This window comes from Moritella sp. F3 (assembly GCF_015082335.1).
Classification (GTDB): domain Bacteria; phylum Pseudomonadota; class Gammaproteobacteria; order Enterobacterales; family Moritellaceae; genus Moritella.
On record NZ_BLRL01000007.1, the window covers coordinates 1 to 19,370 of the forward strand.

17 protein-coding genes are annotated in these 19,370 nt (G+C 41.1%); 6 read left to right on the forward strand and 11 right to left on the reverse strand.

What is annotated here, in order from left to right; translation table 11 throughout:
• Window positions 1-545: 545 nt before the first annotated feature.
• Window positions 546-1,574 (forward strand): nitronate monooxygenase family protein, encoded by a 1,029-nt coding sequence (locus JFU56_RS13080; protein ID WP_198437747.1) that lies wholly within the window; start codon window positions 546-548, stop codon window positions 1,572-1,574.
• A 65-nt stretch (window positions 1,575-1,639) separates the two neighbouring features.
• On the opposite strand, the gene JFU56_RS13085 is transcribed toward JFU56_RS13080, so the two are convergent.
• Both JFU56_RS13085 and JFU56_RS13090 read right to left on the reverse strand, forming a co-directional pair.
• Complete coding sequence (locus JFU56_RS13085; protein WP_198437748.1) at window positions 1,640-2,311, reverse strand: general secretion pathway protein GspB; 672 nt, start codon at window positions 2,309-2,311, stop codon at window positions 1,640-1,642.
• Window positions 2,308-4,005, reverse strand: a complete 1,698-nt coding sequence (locus JFU56_RS13090; RefSeq protein ID WP_198437749.1) for an ExeA family protein — start codon at window positions 4,003-4,005, stop codon at window positions 2,308-2,310. The genes JFU56_RS13085 and JFU56_RS13090 overlap by 4 nt, the downstream gene beginning before the upstream one ends.
• Before the next feature lie 305 nt (window positions 4,006-4,310).
• On the opposite strand from JFU56_RS13090, the gene JFU56_RS13095 reads away from it, so the two are divergent.
• Window positions 4,311-5,480: a multifunctional CCA addition/repair protein gene (locus tag JFU56_RS13095; RefSeq protein ID WP_198437750.1), complete on the forward strand. Its 1,170-nt coding sequence runs from the start codon at window positions 4,311-4,313 to the stop codon at window positions 5,478-5,480.
• Between the two features lie 131 nt (window positions 5,481-5,611).
• Here the strand turns inward: JFU56_RS13095 and JFU56_RS13100 are convergent, their stop codons facing one another.
• The 3 genes from JFU56_RS13100 to folB form a co-directional block, all read right to left on the reverse strand.
• Window positions 5,612-6,466: an undecaprenyl-diphosphate phosphatase gene (locus JFU56_RS13100; RefSeq protein WP_198437751.1), complete on the reverse strand. Its 855-nt coding sequence runs from the start codon at window positions 6,464-6,466 to the stop codon at window positions 5,612-5,614.
• Window positions 6,467-6,583: 117 nt separating this feature from the next.
• Entirely contained in the window at window positions 6,584-7,090 is a 507-nt protein-coding gene (gene folK / locus JFU56_RS13105) for a 2-amino-4-hydroxy-6-hydroxymethyldihydropteridine diphosphokinase (RefSeq protein ID WP_198437752.1), read from the reverse strand.
• The gene (gene folB, locus JFU56_RS13110) at window positions 7,090-7,458 is read right to left on the reverse strand and encodes a dihydroneopterin aldolase (protein WP_198437753.1); all 369 of its coding nucleotides are present in this window, start codon (window positions 7,456-7,458) and stop codon (window positions 7,090-7,092) included. Before folB ends, folK begins: the two co-directional genes overlap by 1 nt.
• A gap of 187 nt (window positions 7,459-7,645) precedes the next feature.
• On the opposite strand from folB, the gene plsY reads away from it, so the two are divergent.
• From plsY to purD, 3 genes are all read left to right on the forward strand, one after another.
• Complete coding sequence (plsY, locus tag JFU56_RS13115) at window positions 7,646-8,242, forward strand: glycerol-3-phosphate 1-O-acyltransferase PlsY (RefSeq protein WP_198437754.1); 597 nt, start codon at window positions 7,646-7,648, stop codon at window positions 8,240-8,242.
• 376 nt (window positions 8,243-8,618) lie between these two features.
• A complete protein-coding gene (purH, locus tag JFU56_RS13120) occupies window positions 8,619-10,211 on the forward strand; it encodes a bifunctional phosphoribosylaminoimidazolecarboxamide formyltransferase/IMP cyclohydrolase (RefSeq protein WP_198437755.1) in 1,593 nt (530 codons plus the stop codon).
• A gap of 150 nt (window positions 10,212-10,361) precedes the next feature.
• Entirely contained in the window at window positions 10,362-11,651 is a 1,290-nt protein-coding gene (gene purD, locus JFU56_RS13125; RefSeq protein WP_198437756.1) for a phosphoribosylamine--glycine ligase, read from the forward strand.
• Window positions 11,652-11,788: 137 nt separating this feature from the next.
• On the opposite strand, the gene JFU56_RS13130 is transcribed toward purD, so the two are convergent.
• The 5 genes from JFU56_RS13130 to JFU56_RS13150 form a co-directional block, all read right to left on the reverse strand.
• Entirely contained in the window at window positions 11,789-12,388 is a 600-nt protein-coding gene (locus JFU56_RS13130; RefSeq protein ID WP_198437757.1) for a DUF4136 domain-containing protein, read from the reverse strand.
• Between the two features lie 118 nt (window positions 12,389-12,506).
• Window positions 12,507-13,016 (reverse strand): S-ribosylhomocysteine lyase, encoded by a 510-nt coding sequence (gene luxS, locus JFU56_RS13135; RefSeq protein WP_017221929.1) that lies wholly within the window; start codon window positions 13,014-13,016, stop codon window positions 12,507-12,509.
• Between the two features lie 246 nt (window positions 13,017-13,262).
• Window positions 13,263-14,855 (reverse strand): glutamate--cysteine ligase, encoded by a 1,593-nt coding sequence (gshA, locus tag JFU56_RS13140; RefSeq protein ID WP_198437758.1) that lies wholly within the window; start codon window positions 14,853-14,855, stop codon window positions 13,263-13,265.
• Between the two features lie 87 nt (window positions 14,856-14,942).
• The gene (locus JFU56_RS13145; protein ID WP_198437759.1) at window positions 14,943-17,852 is read right to left on the reverse strand and encodes a pitrilysin family protein; all 2,910 of its coding nucleotides are present in this window, start codon (window positions 17,850-17,852) and stop codon (window positions 14,943-14,945) included.
• 64 nt (window positions 17,853-17,916) lie between these two features.
• Window positions 17,917-18,336 (reverse strand): YqaA family protein, encoded by a 420-nt coding sequence (locus JFU56_RS13150; protein ID WP_198437760.1) that lies wholly within the window; start codon window positions 18,334-18,336, stop codon window positions 17,917-17,919.
• A gap of 238 nt (window positions 18,337-18,574) precedes the next feature.
• On the opposite strand from JFU56_RS13150, the gene JFU56_RS13155 reads away from it, so the two are divergent.
• Window positions 18,575-18,742 (forward strand): hypothetical protein, encoded by a 168-nt coding sequence (locus tag JFU56_RS13155; RefSeq protein WP_198437761.1) that lies wholly within the window; start codon window positions 18,575-18,577, stop codon window positions 18,740-18,742.
• Window positions 18,743-18,777: 35 nt separating this feature from the next.
• On the opposite strand, the gene JFU56_RS13160 is transcribed toward JFU56_RS13155, so the two are convergent.
• Window positions 18,778-19,173, reverse strand: a complete 396-nt coding sequence (locus tag JFU56_RS13160; protein WP_198437762.1) for a DoxX family protein — start codon at window positions 19,171-19,173, stop codon at window positions 18,778-18,780.
• Window positions 19,174-19,370 lie beyond the last annotated feature (197 nt).

Consider the following 19,370-nt stretch of genomic DNA (forward strand, 5'->3'; position numbering starts at 1 on the left):
CTTTGTCTTCGTCCTGAAGATGTCCTTTTGTCGCATCCTGCAACTTAATCCTTTGGTCTTCTTCCTGAAGCTGTCCTTGTGTTGCGTCCTGCAACTTAATCCTTTGTCTTCGTCCTGAAGATGTTCCCGTCTCGTCCTTGTGCTTATAAATATACGTGATTAACGCCGAGCAACAAGCGAGTAAAAATGATTAAATTACATTAATTTACAAGCAACAAAACAAGCTGTGGCGTAAGGTGTTGATATTAAAGTGGTTAGACCTATTTTCCGAGTGTAAGACTAGGTAATGTATCGAGATAAAGACAGGTACGTAACGGCTATATCTCGGCATGTAAATGGTCTATGTCTTACATGGGAAATTAAGTGGGCGCAGTAGATAATATTGTTAATGGAAAATACACAGAATATACCCAAACTAAAGTTGTAATGATTAAAATTTTACGATAAATAATATTGTTAAAAAGAAACATACTATTAACATCTGTAAGTATTAGTGTATTTATGCTAGTTTATTTTTCTAACCTTTGCATCTTTGGGATTAAGTAATGAAAACACGGATTACAGAATTATTAGGTATTGAGCACCCTATCGTCTTGCCAGGTATGAGCTGGATATCAAAACCAGAACTTGTTGCCGCCGTTTCTAATGCTGGCGGACTAGGTATTCTCGCGACAGGGCCATTAAGCCAAGAAGAAACCCGCGCTGCAATTAAAAAAATCCGTGAACTTACTGATAAACCTTTTGGTATTGGCGCAACACTACTTATGCCAGGTGCAAAAGAAAATGCCCAAGTCGGCATTGAAGAGCAAGTACCTGTGATTAACTTTTCATTAGGTAAAGGTGACTGGATTGTCGAACAAGTTCACGCTTACGGCGGTAAAGTCATTGCCACTGTTGTTAATGAAAAACATGCTAAGTCAGCGCAATCTATTGGTGCGGATGCTTTAATGGTGACAGGCCATGAAGCTGCTGCACATGGTGGTGATGTGACGTCGTTAGTATTAGTACCAGCGATTGCCAGCGCTGTTGATATTCCCGTGATCGCGACAGGTGGCTTTGCTGATGGCCGTGGCCTTACAGCAGCGTTAGCATTAGGTGCTGAAGGTGTGGCAATGGGCTCTCGTTTTGCCACCAGCCAAGAAAGCGCACTACATAATGACGTTAAGCAAGTCATCACCGGTAAATCAGAAAATGATACTATCTATTCTAAGAACTTTGATGGTCTGTATGCCCGCGTACTAAAAACTCCTGCGTCTATTAAAGCAACCAAGAAACCAATGAACTTTGCGTTAGCATTATTCAAATCGCTCAAGGCGGCTAAAATGGTCGATTTACCATTGTGGAAACTGGTTGCAGGTGTATTCGTGCAATTCGACAAGATAAAGCAATTATCTTATTTTGGGGCTGCAACAGAGAAGTTAGAAGCTGCTACGATCAAAGGTGATCTGACAACAGGCGTACAATTTATTGGTCAATCACAGGGGTTAATCAACGATGTACCCAGTGTAGCCGTGATCGTCGAGCGTATAATGTCTGAAGCTGATGATGTGATTAATAAGTTAGCTAAACAGTAGTAAGACGAATTAACATAATAAACAAGCGATAAGGACAAATCTGGTTCCCTTATCGCTAAAATCGATTATGCAGACCAATCAGAGAGTGCTTTTAGACTGAAGCTTTGCGCACCAACGCGCATAATAACCTCATTTTGTAATATCTCTAAAATCTCCACATCATCACTTAACCAACTGCCTTCGCGTAAATCTCGATTGTTTAAACGCACACTGCGATTATTCGCTTTCGACGAATATACATGAGAGCTATAATTGATATCTGGAATTTGCATACGTAAATGTGGCGGCAAGTCCGCGATAGGCACTGCATTATAACTCTCTGCTATCTCATTAGTCGGTACACTATCATCATCACTTGTCGCTGTTAACGCACGATTAAACTTAGCCAGTAACTCAGCAGAAACTTGCTCATGTGCTAATTCATCATTCATGGTCAACTGTTCAGAGCGACTTTCAGGTTTCGCCTTGCTACTCGCGCTCGGTATCACTTTCATCGCAGGCTGCTTAGCCGAATATGACGGTGCGAGCTGTTGCTTTGGTACAGTCACCACTGATAATGGATGCTCAAACTCAATATCGGCTAACTTTAAGATTATCAGCGGATCAGTTTGTTCAACGCCTGTTGAAATAGCGGTATTAGCAAATACTGGATTAACAAATAAAACAGGGCTGCATAATGTACTAACAACCAAACCAGTTCTGAATAAGCATGATGCTTTAGCGTCTATAAACTTCATTTGTCCTCCGCTAGATGTGTTGCCACACTCAATTTAGGTACAGTGCTATCAGCATAATGTACTATCGTCATCATCGTTTGCGGGCCCACAATACCATCTGCGGTTAACCCTGATTGCTGTTGAAAACGCATTACTTTTTGCATTAACGGCCAGTCAAATCTTGCTCCTGATAACGCACGTTCACCAAGTGCAGCACTAATGTTTATATCTAGCCAACGAATGAGTTCACCTTTATCATTTTGTTTTAAACTATTTTTAAACCGGCTTGGTGCAGTCCAAAACAAGGTGAAGTCACCCGTCCAGTTTTTTTCAAACCAAGCTTGGCTTACCAGTAAATGACTATTGCTAAGTTGCAGTTCCACACCCAATGGCGTAATACTCAGTAGAGTTGCGTAATAAGCCTCGCCTAAATTATCTAACAAGCGAACAACAGCAGGTAAATTGTATTGCACCAATTGAGCATAATTCCCTTGGCGCTGTAAACAACGTAACTTAGCGTATTGCGCATTACGACAACTCGCATCCTCCAACGTAATGTCATAACCCCACTCTCTAAATAAGAACTGGGTGGCGGCGTTACCCTGTCGAGCCGCTTTAATGTCTGAAGATAAAGCTTTATCTGTCATTACCTCGTTACTAGCCGCCACCGCTAACTTATCCAATCCATCACTAGCCACTTCCCCAATACTGTCACTGCTAACTGGAGCTTTCGTCGTGATGACAACAGGGGGCATAATCGATGTTGCTTCATCATGCTGAACAACTGCTACATTATCTTCAGTCTGGTTTAATAACCCTAATTGAAAGGCCGTTATAACCCCCCCTAGGCATAATATGATCGCAAGTACCGCGATAGCAGGCGCTGTTTTTTTAGCTTTCACAGGCGTGGCGATCGCAACGGCTTTTACTGCAGCTAGAACGTGTTGCGGGGTGATCTTGTCTTCCCGTGTCTTAAACGCATAATACAGTGCTTTATCGCAAACTAGGTTCACTAACCGCGGCACCCCTTCAGTATGCTGATGAATACGTTTTAATATCTTGCTGCTAAATAGTCCAGGATTACCCGATGCAATGCTTAAACGATAAGCAACATAACTCGCCAGTTCTAATTCTGTTAAAGGCAGTAAATGATAACGAGCGGTAATACGCTGAGCCAGTTGACGTAATTCTGGTTGTTTTAGTTTTTGCTGTAACTCAGGCTGCCCAATAAGCACGATATGGAGTAATTTTTTATGGTTAACATCGAGATTGGTTAATAGCCGTAGCTGCTCTAATGCCGCAGTCGATAATAGCTGCGCCTCATCGATGATCACGACACACGAGCTATCTTGCTGACAATTAGCTAATAAATAATGATGTAATAGATCAAACAGCATCTTTAAACTCAAATCATGTTTATCATAATCAAGCTTAAATTCATCACATAAAGTCGCTAATAATTCTAATTCGCTGACCGCTGGATTATGGATGTACCCCACCACTGTCGTTTGCTTGAGTTCTTGTATTAAGGCTCGTGATACAGTGGTTTTACCGGTACCGACTTCACCCGTTAACATGATAAAGCCACCAGCACCTTGTAACCCATAAGCTAAGTGTGTCAGTGCTTCTTTATGCCTGTCGCTCATAAAAAAGAAGCGGGGATCAGGGGCAATAGAGAAAGGCATCTCTTTTAAATGAAAAAACTCAGTATACATCTATGATTATCATCCTATGATTGAACCTTCACGTTAATAGCTAGACAACAAAATGTCAAAAATAGGCGATAAAAATACAACTTTATTCATGCATTAAGTTAGCTAATCATCAACATAGGTATAATTATGACAATTAAAGGTAGCGTAATAGCCACGATTACACTTAATACTTAAATTCAAGATAGCAAAGATCGAGTTTCTAAACCGTTAAGGTATAATTAATCAATACCAACAGTTATCTCTAAGTCATCATTAACGTAAATATCTTCAAGCCATTATTAAAGTAAAGTAACAGGGGTTGTTTAGTGCAAATATATTTAGTCGGCGGCGCAGTGCGTGACAAGTTATTATCCTTACCGGTAAAAGACAAAGATTTTGTGGTTGTTGGCGCTACACCAGCAGAAATGCTTGAGCAGGGGTATCAGCAAGTCGGTAAAGATTTCCCGGTATTCTTACACCCAAGTACTAAACAAGAATACGCCCTAGCACGTACCGAACGTAAAAGTGGCTCGGGTTATACAGGGTTTACCTGTTATGCCGCGCCTGATGTCACCCTAGAACAAGATCTCGTGCGTCGAGACTTAACTATTAATGCCATGGTTGAAGACGAAAATGGTCAAGTGATCGATCCACTCAACGCCCGCGCTGATTTAGATAACCGTGTATTACGCCATATATCTGCAAGCTTCAGTGAAGATCCGCTACGGGTATTACGTGTCGCACGTTTTGCAGCGCGCTTCCATCGCCAGGGTTTTACCATTGCCGATGAAACACTGATGTTGATGCAAACAATGACCCAAGCGGGTGATCTCGCCGAACTAACCCCAGAGCGCGTATGGCAAGAAGTAGAAAAAACGTTATCTGCTGCGAATCCAGAAGTGTTCTTTGACGTACTAAAAGAGATTGGTGCATTAGCCGTTATTCTGCCAGAACTGGATAACCTTTTTGACCTCGCTGTTATAAACAACGATGGCGATGAACAGAACAGCTGTAATCTTGGTCTACAAGCACTAAGTCAGTTAAAGAATACAGCGTTATTATCGCCTAATTTAGCGATCCGCTTTGCTGCGGTAATGCAAAACCTCGGGGAACAGCAAGCCAATATTAAAGCCTTAGCTAAACGTTGCAAGGTACCAAATGAACATCGCGACTTAGCCATACTCGTTAGTGCCCAACAAACTAATATCCATAGCGCATTATCATTAACACCAGCAGCGATCATTACTCTATTCGATAATACCGATGCATGGCGTAAACCCGAACGTTTCCAGCAGATATTACAGACTTGCTCAAGTAGTAAAGCCAAGCTATTAGCTGATGATTATCGACCAACCCAGTATCTAACCGAAATGCTCTGCGCGGCATGCGACATCGCCGTACAGCCGATTATCGCAGCTGGTTTTCGTGGGCCAGAGATAAAACAGCAGTTAACCTTGCAACGTATTAACACCCTAACAGCATTACGCCCTGAATAAATGAGCGCGATTAATCGCTAAGATCAAAAAAGGCTGCTACCACAGGTAACAGCCTTTTTATTCAGTCTTAAACTTAGCGACTATTTATAATAGTCCAAGTGCATTTCGCGTTAAGGCGTGTTAACGCTAGATTAAATCGCTTGGGTATAAATCAAATAGAACAAACCCGCACCTAACAATAGACGGTAGATAACAAACGGGAACATGCCTAGTTTTTCTAGCACTTTCAAGAATACGTGGATACAAGCAACTGCACTAAAGAAAGACACAACCACGCCAAGCCCCATCGCAAACCAATCAACCGGACGTACAGTGGTAATAACTTCACCAGCTTGTAGCGCTTCAACCACATCGCCATGTAACACTAGTTTTAGCGTTAAATAACCACCCGCCATCGCAATGATCGGAATCGACATTAAGAACGAGAAACGTGCAGCAGCACTGCGGCTTAGTCCTAGCATTAAGCCTGCTGTAATAGTCACGCCCGAGCGCGATGTACCTGGGATTAGCGCGAGCATTTGCGCAAAACCAATGATTAATGCACCTTTCCAACCGGTTTTGTATTCGTCTTTAATTTGTGTCGCATTGGCATCTGCCCACCATAATAACAAACCAAAGATGATCGTTGTGGTGGCGATAACAGTGGTACTACGTAGGTATAACTCAATTAAGTCTTTACCAAAGAAACCAAACAGCGCAGCAGGTATCGTTGCTAATAAAATACACCATGCAAGCTGACTGTCTTTACTGTGCTCCTGTTTAAACATAGAACGCACCCAAGCAACAGCCATCGTGCCAACTTCTTCACGGAAATAAATAAGTACTGCTAATAATGTACCGATATGCACAGCAACATCAAAAGCCAGACCTTGGTCATCCCAGCCTAATAGTTGTGACGGTAAGATAAGGTGGGCAGAACTTGATACTGGTAAGAATTCAGTTAGTCCCTGAATCAACGCCAGTACGATCACTTCCAAAGTACTCATTCATGTTTCCTTTTATTGTTATATGATGATCATTGTTAAAAATAAAATAAATAATACCAATGATAGTAAGGCTAATACTAAGCCTGATTAACCCTACTAAAATCGATATTTTATCATTTAAACTAGCTCAGCTATTTTCGGCCATTGCCATTGTGCTAACGCCAATACCTGAGTTGATTTATCAAAGTCACGCCATAACGCCGCCATCGTCATACCCGATTCAGGGTGACATAGATCCGGCGCTAACTCCGCAAGCGGCCATAATACAAACGCGTGGTAAAGAATTTCAGGGCGAGGTAAAACGGGAGATTCAGATTGGATCACGTTATCAAATAACAATAAATCCAGATCTAAAGTTCGAGGTGCATAACGACGGTCCGTCGCTTTACGTCCATGTATGATTTCAAGATCTTTTAGACACTGCATTAATGCAGTAATCGATAACGATGTAGTGAACTCCACCACTAAATTGTAATAGTTATCACCCGTGCAATTAACCGCTGCACTTTCAAAAATAGGTGAAACACGACAATGATCAAACATGTTATCCAGATCTTGCAGTGCGTTCGCAACATTAACTTCTTTATTAATGTTGCTGCCGATGCCGATATGCACTAAAGCCATTACGCTAACGATCCATCACGTTGACCACGTTCAATATACACACCAACGGTTGCTGCATTCGCAACGGCACCAGGCTTGCTCAATTTTAAGCTAAGCCAAGGAATGCCAAAGGTGGTCATTAATAATTCAGCCACTTGCTCGGCCATTGTCTCAACCAATTCAAAAATATTGCCTTGAGCAAAATCAGTAACTACTTTCGCAACTGCCGAATAATCCAATGCTTTAGTAATATCATCCGTCAATGCTGAAGGGCGATTATCATGTGCCATCTGCAAATCAAAGACTAAGCGCTGAATGATCTCTTTCTCCCAATCATATACACCGATTGTGGTAAAAACTTCCAATTTTTCAATAAATACAATGTCCATGAGCTCGTCCGTAATAAACTTGATAGAGGTCGGATACCCTCGCGAATAGAAAACGCGTATGATAGGTTTCTCAATGTTATTTATATTGATAATAAACACGTAATTGTCAGCCTTGTGGCTGCACGCAATTTATTAATCGCTATAATCATGCAATAATACAGCAAACCTAGAGAAGAATTAATCAGTAATGACCCTATTGAGCTTAATCTTTATCATTTTCGCCTATCTGCTAGGTTCGATTTCTTCAGCAATCCTAATTTGCCGACTATTTCGCTTACCTGATCCACGGAAATACGGTTCACTCAACCCTGGTGCAACCAACGTATTACGCTCAGGCAATAAATTTGCTGCCGGTTTAGTATTATTTTTTGATATGCTCAAAGGCGCATTACCCGTTTGGTTAGCGTGGTACTTAAACCTCACACCCTTTTTTCTGGGGCTTACAGCCATTGCAGCCTGCCTTGGTCATATTTATCCCATTTTCTTCCACTTTCAAGGTGGCAAAGGTGTCGCAACAGCCTTTGGCGCACTATTAACGATAGGTTTTGATTTAGGTGCATCGATTGTCGCGAGCTGGTTATTATCTTTAGCTGTCACAGGTTATTCTTCTGCAGCGGCCATTTTCACCGCGCTATTCGCCCCTATTTATACCTTAATATTCAAAGCTCAATATACCCTGCCAGTGGCGATGTTATCTTGCCTTATTATTTTACGCCACTACGACAACATCATGCGTTTGTTCCGTGGTGAAGAAAGTAAAATTTGGCATAAAAAGAAAAAGTAGTAGCTCTGATAATTCACTTAAAATTGATGCAAGCGATTGTAATACTTGACTAACGGGTCAACTAAATCTAATTGTATTTACCTAGTCTGCAATATTGTACTCAACTTGTCGCTTGATTGTATTTAGTTAATTCAATTAAAAATATAAACAGTCTGTTGATGAATTTTTTATGAAAAAATCGACACAATGAATTAATTTTCAGTTAGAATGCCCCCCATCTGCGGTACGTTATATATCTAGAACACTTTAGCAAGCACATTGCGGCATAAAGTCAGTAGGTATAGAAGGGATATAGTGCAGGATGTTTCCGTAAGAGGCCAAAGTGACCTTTTCCGAAAACATCCTTCTATAAAATGTACTTTGAGGTAATCGTAAAATGGACAACGCTCGACCTATTCGCCGTGCACTTATCAGTGTGTCTGATAAAACTGGTATTGTAGAATTTTCTCGTGGCCTAGTAGAACAAGGTGTCGAATTATTATCTACGGGTGGTACTGCTAAGTTATTAGCTGAAAATGACATCCCAGTAATAGAAGTTTCTGACTATACAGGTCATCCAGAAATGATGGATGGTCGTGTTAAAACACTGCATCCAAAAGTACATGGTGGCATTCTTGGCCGTCGTGATATTGATGTTGATGTCATGTCAGAGCACGGTATCAATCCAATTGATATTGTAGTTGTTAACCTTTATCCATTTGCCAACACAGTTGCCAATCCAGATTGCAGCCTTGCTGACGCCGTTGAGAATATCGACATCGGTGGTCCAACAATGGTTCGCTCTGCAGCTAAAAACCACAAAGACGTGACGATTGTCGTTAACGCTAGCGATTATGACCGCGTATTAAGTGAAATGTCTGCAAACGATACTTCTCTAACACACAAAACACGTTTCGATCTTGCTATTGCTGCATTTGAGCACACTGCTGCTTATGACGGTATGATCGCAAACTACTTCGGTACTATGGTTCCGAGCTACGGTGACAACACTGATGGCGATGAAGAATCAAAATTCCCACGTACATTTAACTCTCAGTTTATCAAAAAACAAGACATGCGTTACGGTGAGAACAGCCACCAAGAAGCAGCATTCTATGTTGAGAAAAACACCACTGAAGCATCAGTTGCTACTGCGAAGCAGTTACAAGGTAAAGCATTATCTTATAACAACATCGCTGACACAGATTCTGCATTAGAGTGTGTTAAAGAATTTGATAAACCAGCTTGTGTTATCGTTAAGCACGCAAATCCATGTGGTGCTGCAATCGGCGACGATATCTTAAGTGCTTACGACAGTGCATTTAAAACTGACCCTACGTCAGCATTTGGTGGCATCATTGCATTCAACCGTGAACTTGATGCAGTAACTGCACAAGCAATCGTTGACCGTCAATTCACTGAAGTAATCATTGCACCATCAGTAAGTGCCCAAGCAAGTGCGATTGTTGCTACCAAGAAAAACGTACGTTTACTTGAGTGCGGTGAATGGACTAGCAAAAACGGCGAATTCGACATTAAACGTGTTAATGGGGGTGTATTAGTACAAGACCGTGACCGTGGCATGATCAGCCTAGATGATTTAACGGTTGTATCTGAACGTCAACCTTCAGAGCAAGAGCTGACTGACCTACTATTCTGCTGGAAAGTAGCTAAGTTTGTTAAATCAAATGCCATTGTTTACGCAAAAGACGGCGTCACAGTGGGTGTTGGCGCAGGCCAAATGAGCCGTGTTTACAGTGCTAAAATTGCTGGTATCAAAGCTGCTGACGAAGGTCTCGTTGTTGAAGGTTCAGTAATGGCATCTGATGCATTCTTCCCATTCCGTGACGGCATTGATGCTGCAGCGGCTGCGGGGATTAAATGTGTTATCCAGCCAGGTGGTTCAATCCGCGATAATGAAATTATCGATGCGGCTAACGAACACGGTATGACAATGATCTTTACAGGCATGCGTCACTTCCGTCACTAAGCCTTTAGGCAAGTGCACATAAGTTAAAATACAGTAAGAGTCGTGACACACACCGCACTTACTGTACTGCTCTCATTCAATTATAAATCTTGTGAAGTATCGTAGAGTACCGCCAAGATTAGCGCATAAAGTAAAAGGAATAACAGCATTATGAACGTATTAATTATTGGTGGCGGTGGTCGTGAACACGCCCTAGGTTGGAAAGCGGCTCAGTCTAAACAAGTTGAAACAGTATTTATCGCACCGGGTAATATTGGCTCTTCACTCGAAAACAAATGTAAGAATGTACCTATCCAGGTTGAAGATATTCCAGCGTTGGTTGCATTTGCTAAAGAAAACAGCATTGAATTAACAATTGTTGGTCCTGAAGTTCCGCTTGTACTTGGTGTTGTTGATGCATTCCAAGCTGAAGGTTTAGCTATCTTTGGTCCAACACAAGGCGCTGCGCAACTAGAAGGCTCAAAAGCATTCTCGAAAGACTTCTTTGCTCGTCACAATATCCCAACAGCGGCATACCAAAACTTCACTGAAATCGCACCAGCAAAAGCGTATGTAAGTAAAATGGGTTGCCCTATCGTGATTAAAGCAGACGGTCTAGCGGCAGGTAAAGGCGTGATCATCGCTGAAACTGAAGCACAAGCATTTGACGCGATTGACGACATGCTTGAAGGCAATAAGTTTGGTGATGCAGGCGCACGTGTTGTGGTTGAAGAATTCCTAACAGGTGAAGAAGCAAGTTTCATTGTGATGGTTGATGGCGAGAATATTCTTGCGCTAGCAACAAGCCAAGATCACAAAGCTCGTGACAATGGCGATAAAGGACCTAACACAGGTGGTATGGGGGCTTACTCTCCAGCACCAGTGGTAACACAAGCTGTACATGACTTTGCAATGAACGAAGTTATTCGTCCTACTGTTGATGGTATGAAAGCAGAAGGTAATACCTACACAGGTTTCCTTTACGCTGGTCTAATGGTTGCACCTGATGGCACAGCTAAAGTACTTGAATATAACTGTCGTTTTGGTGATCCAGAAACACAACCAATCATGATGCGTTTGAAATCAGATCTTGTTGAACTTTGTCTTGCTGCTTGCGCAGGTAAACTAGATACAGTAGAAGCAGATTATGACGAACGTGCAGCAGTTGGTGTGGTAATTGCGGCTGGCGGTTATCCTGCTGACTACGCAAAAGGCGACATCATCACAGGTCTACCACAGACTGATTCAACGGAAAGTAAAGTTTTCCATGCTGGTACAGCATTGCAAGGCGATAACATCGTGACAAACGGTGGTCGTGTGCTTTGCGCTACAGCACTGGGGAACACTGTGACAGAAGCACAAGCGAATGCGTATAAGCTAGCAGCGCAAATAAAATGGCAAGGTGCTTTCTATCGTACCGATATTGCTTACCGCGCTATCGCACGTGAAAACCAAAAGTAGCATAGAAAGTAACACCAATAGCTAATCGCTATGTTGATGTTATAAATTGATGTTATAAAAAATGAGCAACCTAGGTTGCTCATTTTTTTACGTCATACACAATGACCAATGACGATAGCTCACTTAGTGTGACGGTATTATTTACCGGCTTTAGGCGGAAACTTCTCTAAGATATTTTTCACAATGTTAGCAACTAACTTATCCATATCAGCCGCATCCGTTGATTCTGGTAGGCGTTTACTACCAACACCACGCCAAATTAACTCTAAGCTCTTCGGATCGATAACATCGATAATGAGACTGCCTTGTTGATATTCATCAATACGCGTCTCGGTGTGGGCGCTCAGAGACATACCGCGATGGCCATAGCCTACGCCCCAACCCCAGCTTGGTCCATAACCAGAGTAATTATCATAGCTACGAATATCCGTTTTCTTTTCTGACGTAATACTGTAATTAATATAAAAATCAGCTGTACTGGCAAACTTAAAACCTTGCTCGACTAATTGCTTATTGATCGCTTTAGTTATACGTTCATCCATTATACGGTTATTCAGATAAGCACTTTCCTTTTCAACCACAGCCGATTCGGGCAACCAATTAAAGCCCTTTAATTCGCTAAAGTCAGCACTTTGATCGTAATCAGTACTCACACTAACGCTTGAACACGCAGTTAGCGCCAAGCTAAATAAGGCCACCAAGTAACCTTTTTTATTCATCAAATGTCGTGTTTTCATAAACGCCCCTCTTTTACTATCTATTCATTAAAATAATGCTTTAGTAACATAAAAATAAAAAAGGCGACTCAATCGCCGCCATTCATAATATGCTCTTCACATTCGAAATCTGTAAATATTATAATTTATTTAGAATTTCATCTGCTAACAGCAAATCATCATTTTGATTAACGCCAATACCTGCAGTCACAATTGCCTGCGCAATTTGCTTTGCTTCATCTAACGAATGCATCTGGTAAGTACCACATTGATATTCGTTTAATTCTGGAATGGCATTTTGATCTTTAACCGTTAATACATCTTTCATTGCCGCTAACCAAGCATCAGCAACTTGTTGCTCTGTCGGTGCGCCAATCAAACTCATGTAAAAACCAGTACGACAGCCCATTGGCGACAGATCAATAATCTCAACCGTTGCTGAATTAAGGTGATCACGCATAAAACCGGCATAAAGATGTTCTAAGGTATGAATGCCTTTCTCACTTAAAATTTCTTTATTTGGTACACAGAAACGCAGGTCAAAGACAGTAATAGTATCTTTGCTTGGCGTCGCCATTGTCTTAGCGATACGCACTGCAGGTGCATTCATGATGGTATGGTCGACCGTAAAACTATCCAGTAATGGCATTATTAACACTCCGTTGAAATAATTTAATAAACAATAATAATTTTATGAACCATTGCTTAATGCTGTAGTCAGATTAGGTGCAAGAGTTGTTTTTTCATTTTTTGGGAGCCCTATTAAGGCTCCTTTTTTTTAGCTATTTTTCAACTTTTATAATTATTTATGAACCATAACTACATCCTGTAGTCAGATTAATTGCAAGAGTTGTTTTTTCATTTTTAGGAGCCTTATTTGGGCTCTTTTTTTTGTCTATTTTTTAGTATTAGAAAAATAGTCAGCTAAAAACGCATCAAAATCGACGGTATCAGCGGCTTCAATTTGCTTTTGCTGTGCAACTGAGTCACGTTGCATCTGGCTGAAGTAAACATCATCCCAATGCTCGTAGTTTGTCGCAATCAATTCCTTCTTATATTTATTCGCTAAATTTAAAATGAAATCATTATGCTCTAAACCTTGTGCCTTCATCGTAGCGAGTACTTGACCTGACAATAATGCATCTGGGTTATTCACTAATACTTGTTGAGCAGCGACAGCATCTGCAAAATTACTCGCCGCTGTATTTGTTGCTAACTGGGCACCATCTAATAACTGTGCAACCTGCTGAACTTCAGCAAGAATATGCGTCGCAGCATCAGTCAGTACTTGAGACTTATCATCTAACATTAATGTTAAATCAGGCTTACGCCCTTCCATCACGACTTTCGTACTGTTGTCACGGCATACTGCCATTTCATCAGCCGTCATCGGGGCAGACGGTTGTAGAGCCATCCAAACTAATAAGCTATCTAATACTGACATTTGCGCAGTCGTGATACCCGTAGCAGTAAATGGATTGACATCCAAAGAACGGATCTCAATGTATTCAATACCACGAGCAGCAAGTGCTTCAGACGGTTTTTCACTTGATTTAGCAACACGTTTAGGTCGAATAGGTGCATACAATTCATTTTCGATTTGTAGCACATTGTCATTGAGCTGACGGTACTCGCCATTAACCTTAATACCAATATCCGCAAATTCTGGCGCTTTGGTTTTAATCGCTTTTTTCAAGCTATTTGTATATTGGTCTAGCGTATTATGACAAATAACTAAATCGTCTTGCGCATTATTGGTATAACCCATATCACTCATGCGTAATGACGTTGCATGTGGCATGTATATCGTATTTTCACCTAATGATGAGAACGATTTTTGCTTTTCAGCGGGTAAAAACGAGCGGTTTAATGCCGGGGATGCACCAAATAGATAAGGTACTAACCAACCAAAACGATAAAAGTTACGGATCAGTCCCATATAACTATGAGAAATAAAGTCTTGTAACTCGCCAGTTGCACCTTTGATATCGTACAATTTTTGCCACAATGTCATCGGTAATGACACGTTATAATGCAAGCCAGAAATAATCTGCATACTGCTACCATAACGGTGTTTTAAACCAATACGATATGTATGCTTCATTTTGCCGGTATTCGATGAACCGTATTTAGCAAGCGGTATATCATTTTCATCATTAACCTGACAAGGCATGCTTGAAGGCCAGAATAACTCGCCGTCCATGTTTTTAGCTACATGGCGATGAATATCACTCAGTTGCTGCTGCGCTGTTGCCGCACTATCGCTAACAGGTGTAATGAATTCTAATAAGCTTTCAGAATAGTCTGTGGTAATGTGCTGATGACTTAACGCCGAACCAAACGCTGCGGGATGATCGCTCTGAGATAAATCTCCGGTTTCATTTACGCGTAAACACTCACGTTCAATACCGCGAGTAATGCCGTTTAGGGACTGTATATTGCTTGGCTCTGATAATTTCGAAATCAGAGATTCAAATGTAACGTTCAAATTAAATCCACCAATGAACTATATAAAAGTAGCACCTTAAAGATAGCACTATCTGTGAGCCTATCTTTAAGGGTAACTGAAGGTCTATTATTTATCTAACAGGTCGAATATTTTAATATCGAAACCAAAATCTTTCACCTGTTTTTCAATCAACTGACGATCTCCAACCACAATAACAGAAAATTGATCGCTCGATAAGTAAGTCTTCGCCAATGCTTGAATTTCAGACTTATTCATCGTTTGGATAATTTGAGCTTGCTGGTCAACAAAGTCAGGAGATAAATCTAATAATAGTAACTGCATTAAGAAATTAGACTTTTGTCCTGGGGTTTCATAAGACAGCGCTTCTTGCTGTGAAACCGCACTCTTCATGTACTCGAGTTCAGTATCCGTAATACCACCTTCAACATAACCTTTTAATTCTGTTAATGTTTCTTTTATGGCATCACCAGTTACTTCTGCACGCACATCCGCTGAGGCAGAGAAATAGCCATATTCACGATCCGCATAAAATCCTGTTGTCGCCCCATAAGTGTAACCCTTGTCTTCACGCAAATTCTGATTTAAGCGACTATTAAAATTACCGCCTAAATTAAAGTTCATCAAATTAGCTTTAAAGAAATTACCAGTGACATCATAAGGAATTGCAGGTGATACAACTTTAACCACAGATTGTACAGCATCCGGCTTATCGACAATATACAAGGTATTTGGCTGCCATAGCGGTGCATCGACTAACGTAGGATAAGTCACTGCTGGCAAACGAGCGCCTTGCTGTAAGAAATCGAGCGATTTAGTTATAGCGGCTTCACTAACATCACCGACAACGACAATTTTGGCTTCAGCTACATTGTAATACTGCTGATAATAATCAACTACATCGCCAGCCGTTAAGCTTGCTTGATTTTTTAATGAACCTGAAGACGGGTTACCAGTGACACGATCTTCACCATACAAGATACGTTGTGTCGCTAATTGACCCAACCAACCTACACGCTGTTGATTTTGTAATGATGCTTGTCGCGTTTGTGCTTTAATACGCACAAAGTCAGCCTCAACAAAACCCGGTTTAAATAATTTCTCTTCTAAAATAGCCAATGTTGCAGGTAAGTTCTTAGATAAACTATCTACACTGATGACGGTACCATACAGACCCGCAGAGAAATTAATGCTACTGCCTAACGATTGTAATTGATCATTCAACTCTGCTGATGAATGCAGTGCGGTAGACTGGTTCATCATCGCAGCTGTTAATTTTGCAATCCCTTGATCATCAGTACTTTCAACTCGTCGACCACCTTTCAAATTAATCTGTAGACTAACCGTTGGCGTTTCATCATATACGGTACCCAATACCTGGATATCATTCGCTAAGGTTTGGCGCCACAATACGGGTAACGTTTGCTGTGGGTTACTCCCTGCGCTTGGCATAACCGAACGATCAAAGTTGTCTTGCGTGGTACGCACTGCCAGTGTTTTCGTTGGCGGTGTATCCAGTTTATCAATGCCACGTGGTTCAGGGCTAAATGTCGGCTCGTGGGCGATATATTGTAATTGTCCCTTTGGTACCACACTCATGATCACTTTCGGTTTGTTTTCGAGGTACTTTTTATAACCAGCGATCCCTTCTTCAGCTTGAATATCATTAAACACTGACAAGCCTTTAGTTATATAATTAGGATCGTTCATTAAGGTTTGGCCTAGTGCTAACTCTTTGGCTTTACCCGCCACACTCTGCATACCAAATATCGTTGAGCTTTCAATAATTGAACGCAAGCGCGTTACTTCAGAATCCGAAATGCCTTGCTCTGCTAATTTTTTAATTGACGCATTGATCTTATCCAGTAATGGCGCGAGTTCCATGCCTTTTGCAGGGTTAGGTTGCGTATAAATATCAAAGGTACAACTTAGTTCACTGCAGCTATGATAAGCCGCTACATTGGTGGCATAACCCGTTTCGACAAGGTCTTTATATAACACCGAATTTTTACCACCGCCTAAAGCGTAAGCAAACAGATCTAATGGTGCTTCATCTTTATGCCCCATATACACAGTTGGGTAACTTAGATACAGCATTGGCTGAGGCACGTTATCTTCAAGAGTGATATAACGGTCTTTATCAAGACTAACAGGTACCGGTTCAACGTCTTTGACTTCAGGGCCTTCAGGGATAGTAGCAAAATACTTATTCACCCAAGCTAACGTATCCGCTTTATCAAATTTGCCGGCAATGGTTAATGTAGCGTTATTTGGCCCATACCAACGTAAGAAAAATTGTTTTAAATCATTAACATCAACACGGTCTAAATCTTCAACGTAGCCAATCGGCTGCCAAGCATAAGGATGGTCACGTGGATACAGCGCTTCGCCGACACGCTCACCGAGTAAGCCATAAGGACGATTATCAACACGTTGCGAACGCTCATTTTTAACCGTTGCACGTTGGATCTCAAACTTGCGCTGATCGACCGCATCGAGTAAGAATCCCATACGGTCAGATTCTAGCCAAAGCATTTTTTCTAGCTGGTTAGCTGGTACCGTTTGATAGTAATTGGTGCGATCTTGATTCGTACTACCATTCATTGATCCGCCAGCTTCATTAACAATTTTAAAATGCTGCTGATCGCCAACATTCTTACTGCCTTGGAACATCATGTGCTCAAAGAAATGGGCAAAACCTGATTTACCAAGCTCTTCACGCGCAGAACCCACATGGTAGGTCATGTCGACATAAGTTAAAGGGTCTGAGTCATCTTCATGCAAGATCACAGTCAAACCATTGCTTAGTTTATATTTTTCATAAGGTATCAATAAGCTATCTGGCGTTTTCACCTGCTTATCAACAAGCTCCATGCCTGCAGGTAGTGCAGATAGTGGTGCTGCAACATCACTTTCTTTATCCAGCAATGAGCAGCCGCTCAATAGCATTATCGACGAGCCCAGAACTACTATCGAAGATCTCAGTGCAATCGCACTATAAAAAGCATTAAAACGCATCAAAAATTCCTTGTTCATGCTCTTAAACATGAAAGTTAAATATGAAACTCAAATATAAAAGTAATTAGCTAACTGAACTCATAAACCAGATCAAAATTGCATAACGAATTGCTTTACCAAACATGATTGCGATAAAAGAAAGCACCGGATTTAAGCGTAACCAACCGGCCAGTAAACAAAATACATCCCCAAAAATAGGCAACCAACTCAAGAGTAAGCTACTCCAGCCCCAACGCTGGATCACATCATGTACACGGCGATAGTGCTTATTGGCTGAAAAATCGATAGGCTTTTTCGCATAGATGAAATACCCCATATAAAAAGTCAGGATAGACCCTAATACATTACCAGTTGTTGCCATCAGGAAAAGTTGCCAATGTGACCATGATCCTTCAACTAACATCGCGGTTAATAATACTTCCGAACTACCAGGTAAAATGGTCGCTGACGTAAAACTACTTAAAAATAATAACCAAAGACCCATTTAATCCTCTAAATTTCATTTACTCACAGTGTGTCTAGCAAGCGAATTAAGTCACACTATATATTGAAGTTAGACGTATAATCAAAGTTAGGCATGCTAATATCAGGCTCAATGTACTTATCAATACACTTTACATCGAATCACGCAGCCAAAATTAACAGTCTAACCAAAAGTGGTAAGACAGTTTAGCCACTATATAATTCAATAAACAGTGATTAATCGCTGTGCTGGGGAGTTTATGTTTAAATTTTTTCTATTACCTTTAATACTGAGTATCTTGTGGTTTGGCTTTTTGCAATATAACAACTGGACGATACAGCAAGGTAAAAAAGGCTTTATCTATATTATTGGCGGCACAACGAGCATCATCTTATTTCTCAGTTTGATGATGTACCTTACCCGTTAATCTGACGAAAGTAGCCCTTATATACGAATCGCCTATTACTTCACTTTATTATCTAACGATAAAGCCCCTGCACCGTGGGCAACTAAAAATAAAAAACCACCGGCAAGCGCCATATTTTTAGAAAACATGATCATCTGTGTCGTATCGCTAAAATCAGCATGAAATAACACGGCAGTTAATACACAAAAACCAGCCAAGGCAAAAGCTGCTATTCGGGTATGATAACCAAAGATGACAGCGAGTCCGCCACCGAGTTCGGCAATAATCACTAAGGGCAGCAATATGCTAGGTACACCCATGGCAAGCATATAGTCAGCTGTCCCCGCGTAAGAAAAAACCTTTCCCAACCCAGCTTGTACGAATAAGATACCAATAAGAAAGCGACCAAGCGGTGCTGAGAAGCGTTGAATTGTGTGCGTTAATTGAAACATGATAAACCAACCAATAAACAGGGTGTTTTTTAAGTCTAGGTTAATAATGCGTCGAGCAGATAGTTGATGGGGTAAATTTTAGGCATAAAAAAACCGCTATTAAGCGGTTTCTTTATTAATAATGGCGGAGAGGGAGGGATTCGAACCCTCGATGGGATTTAAAGCCCATACTCCCTTAGCAGGGGAGCGCCTTCGGC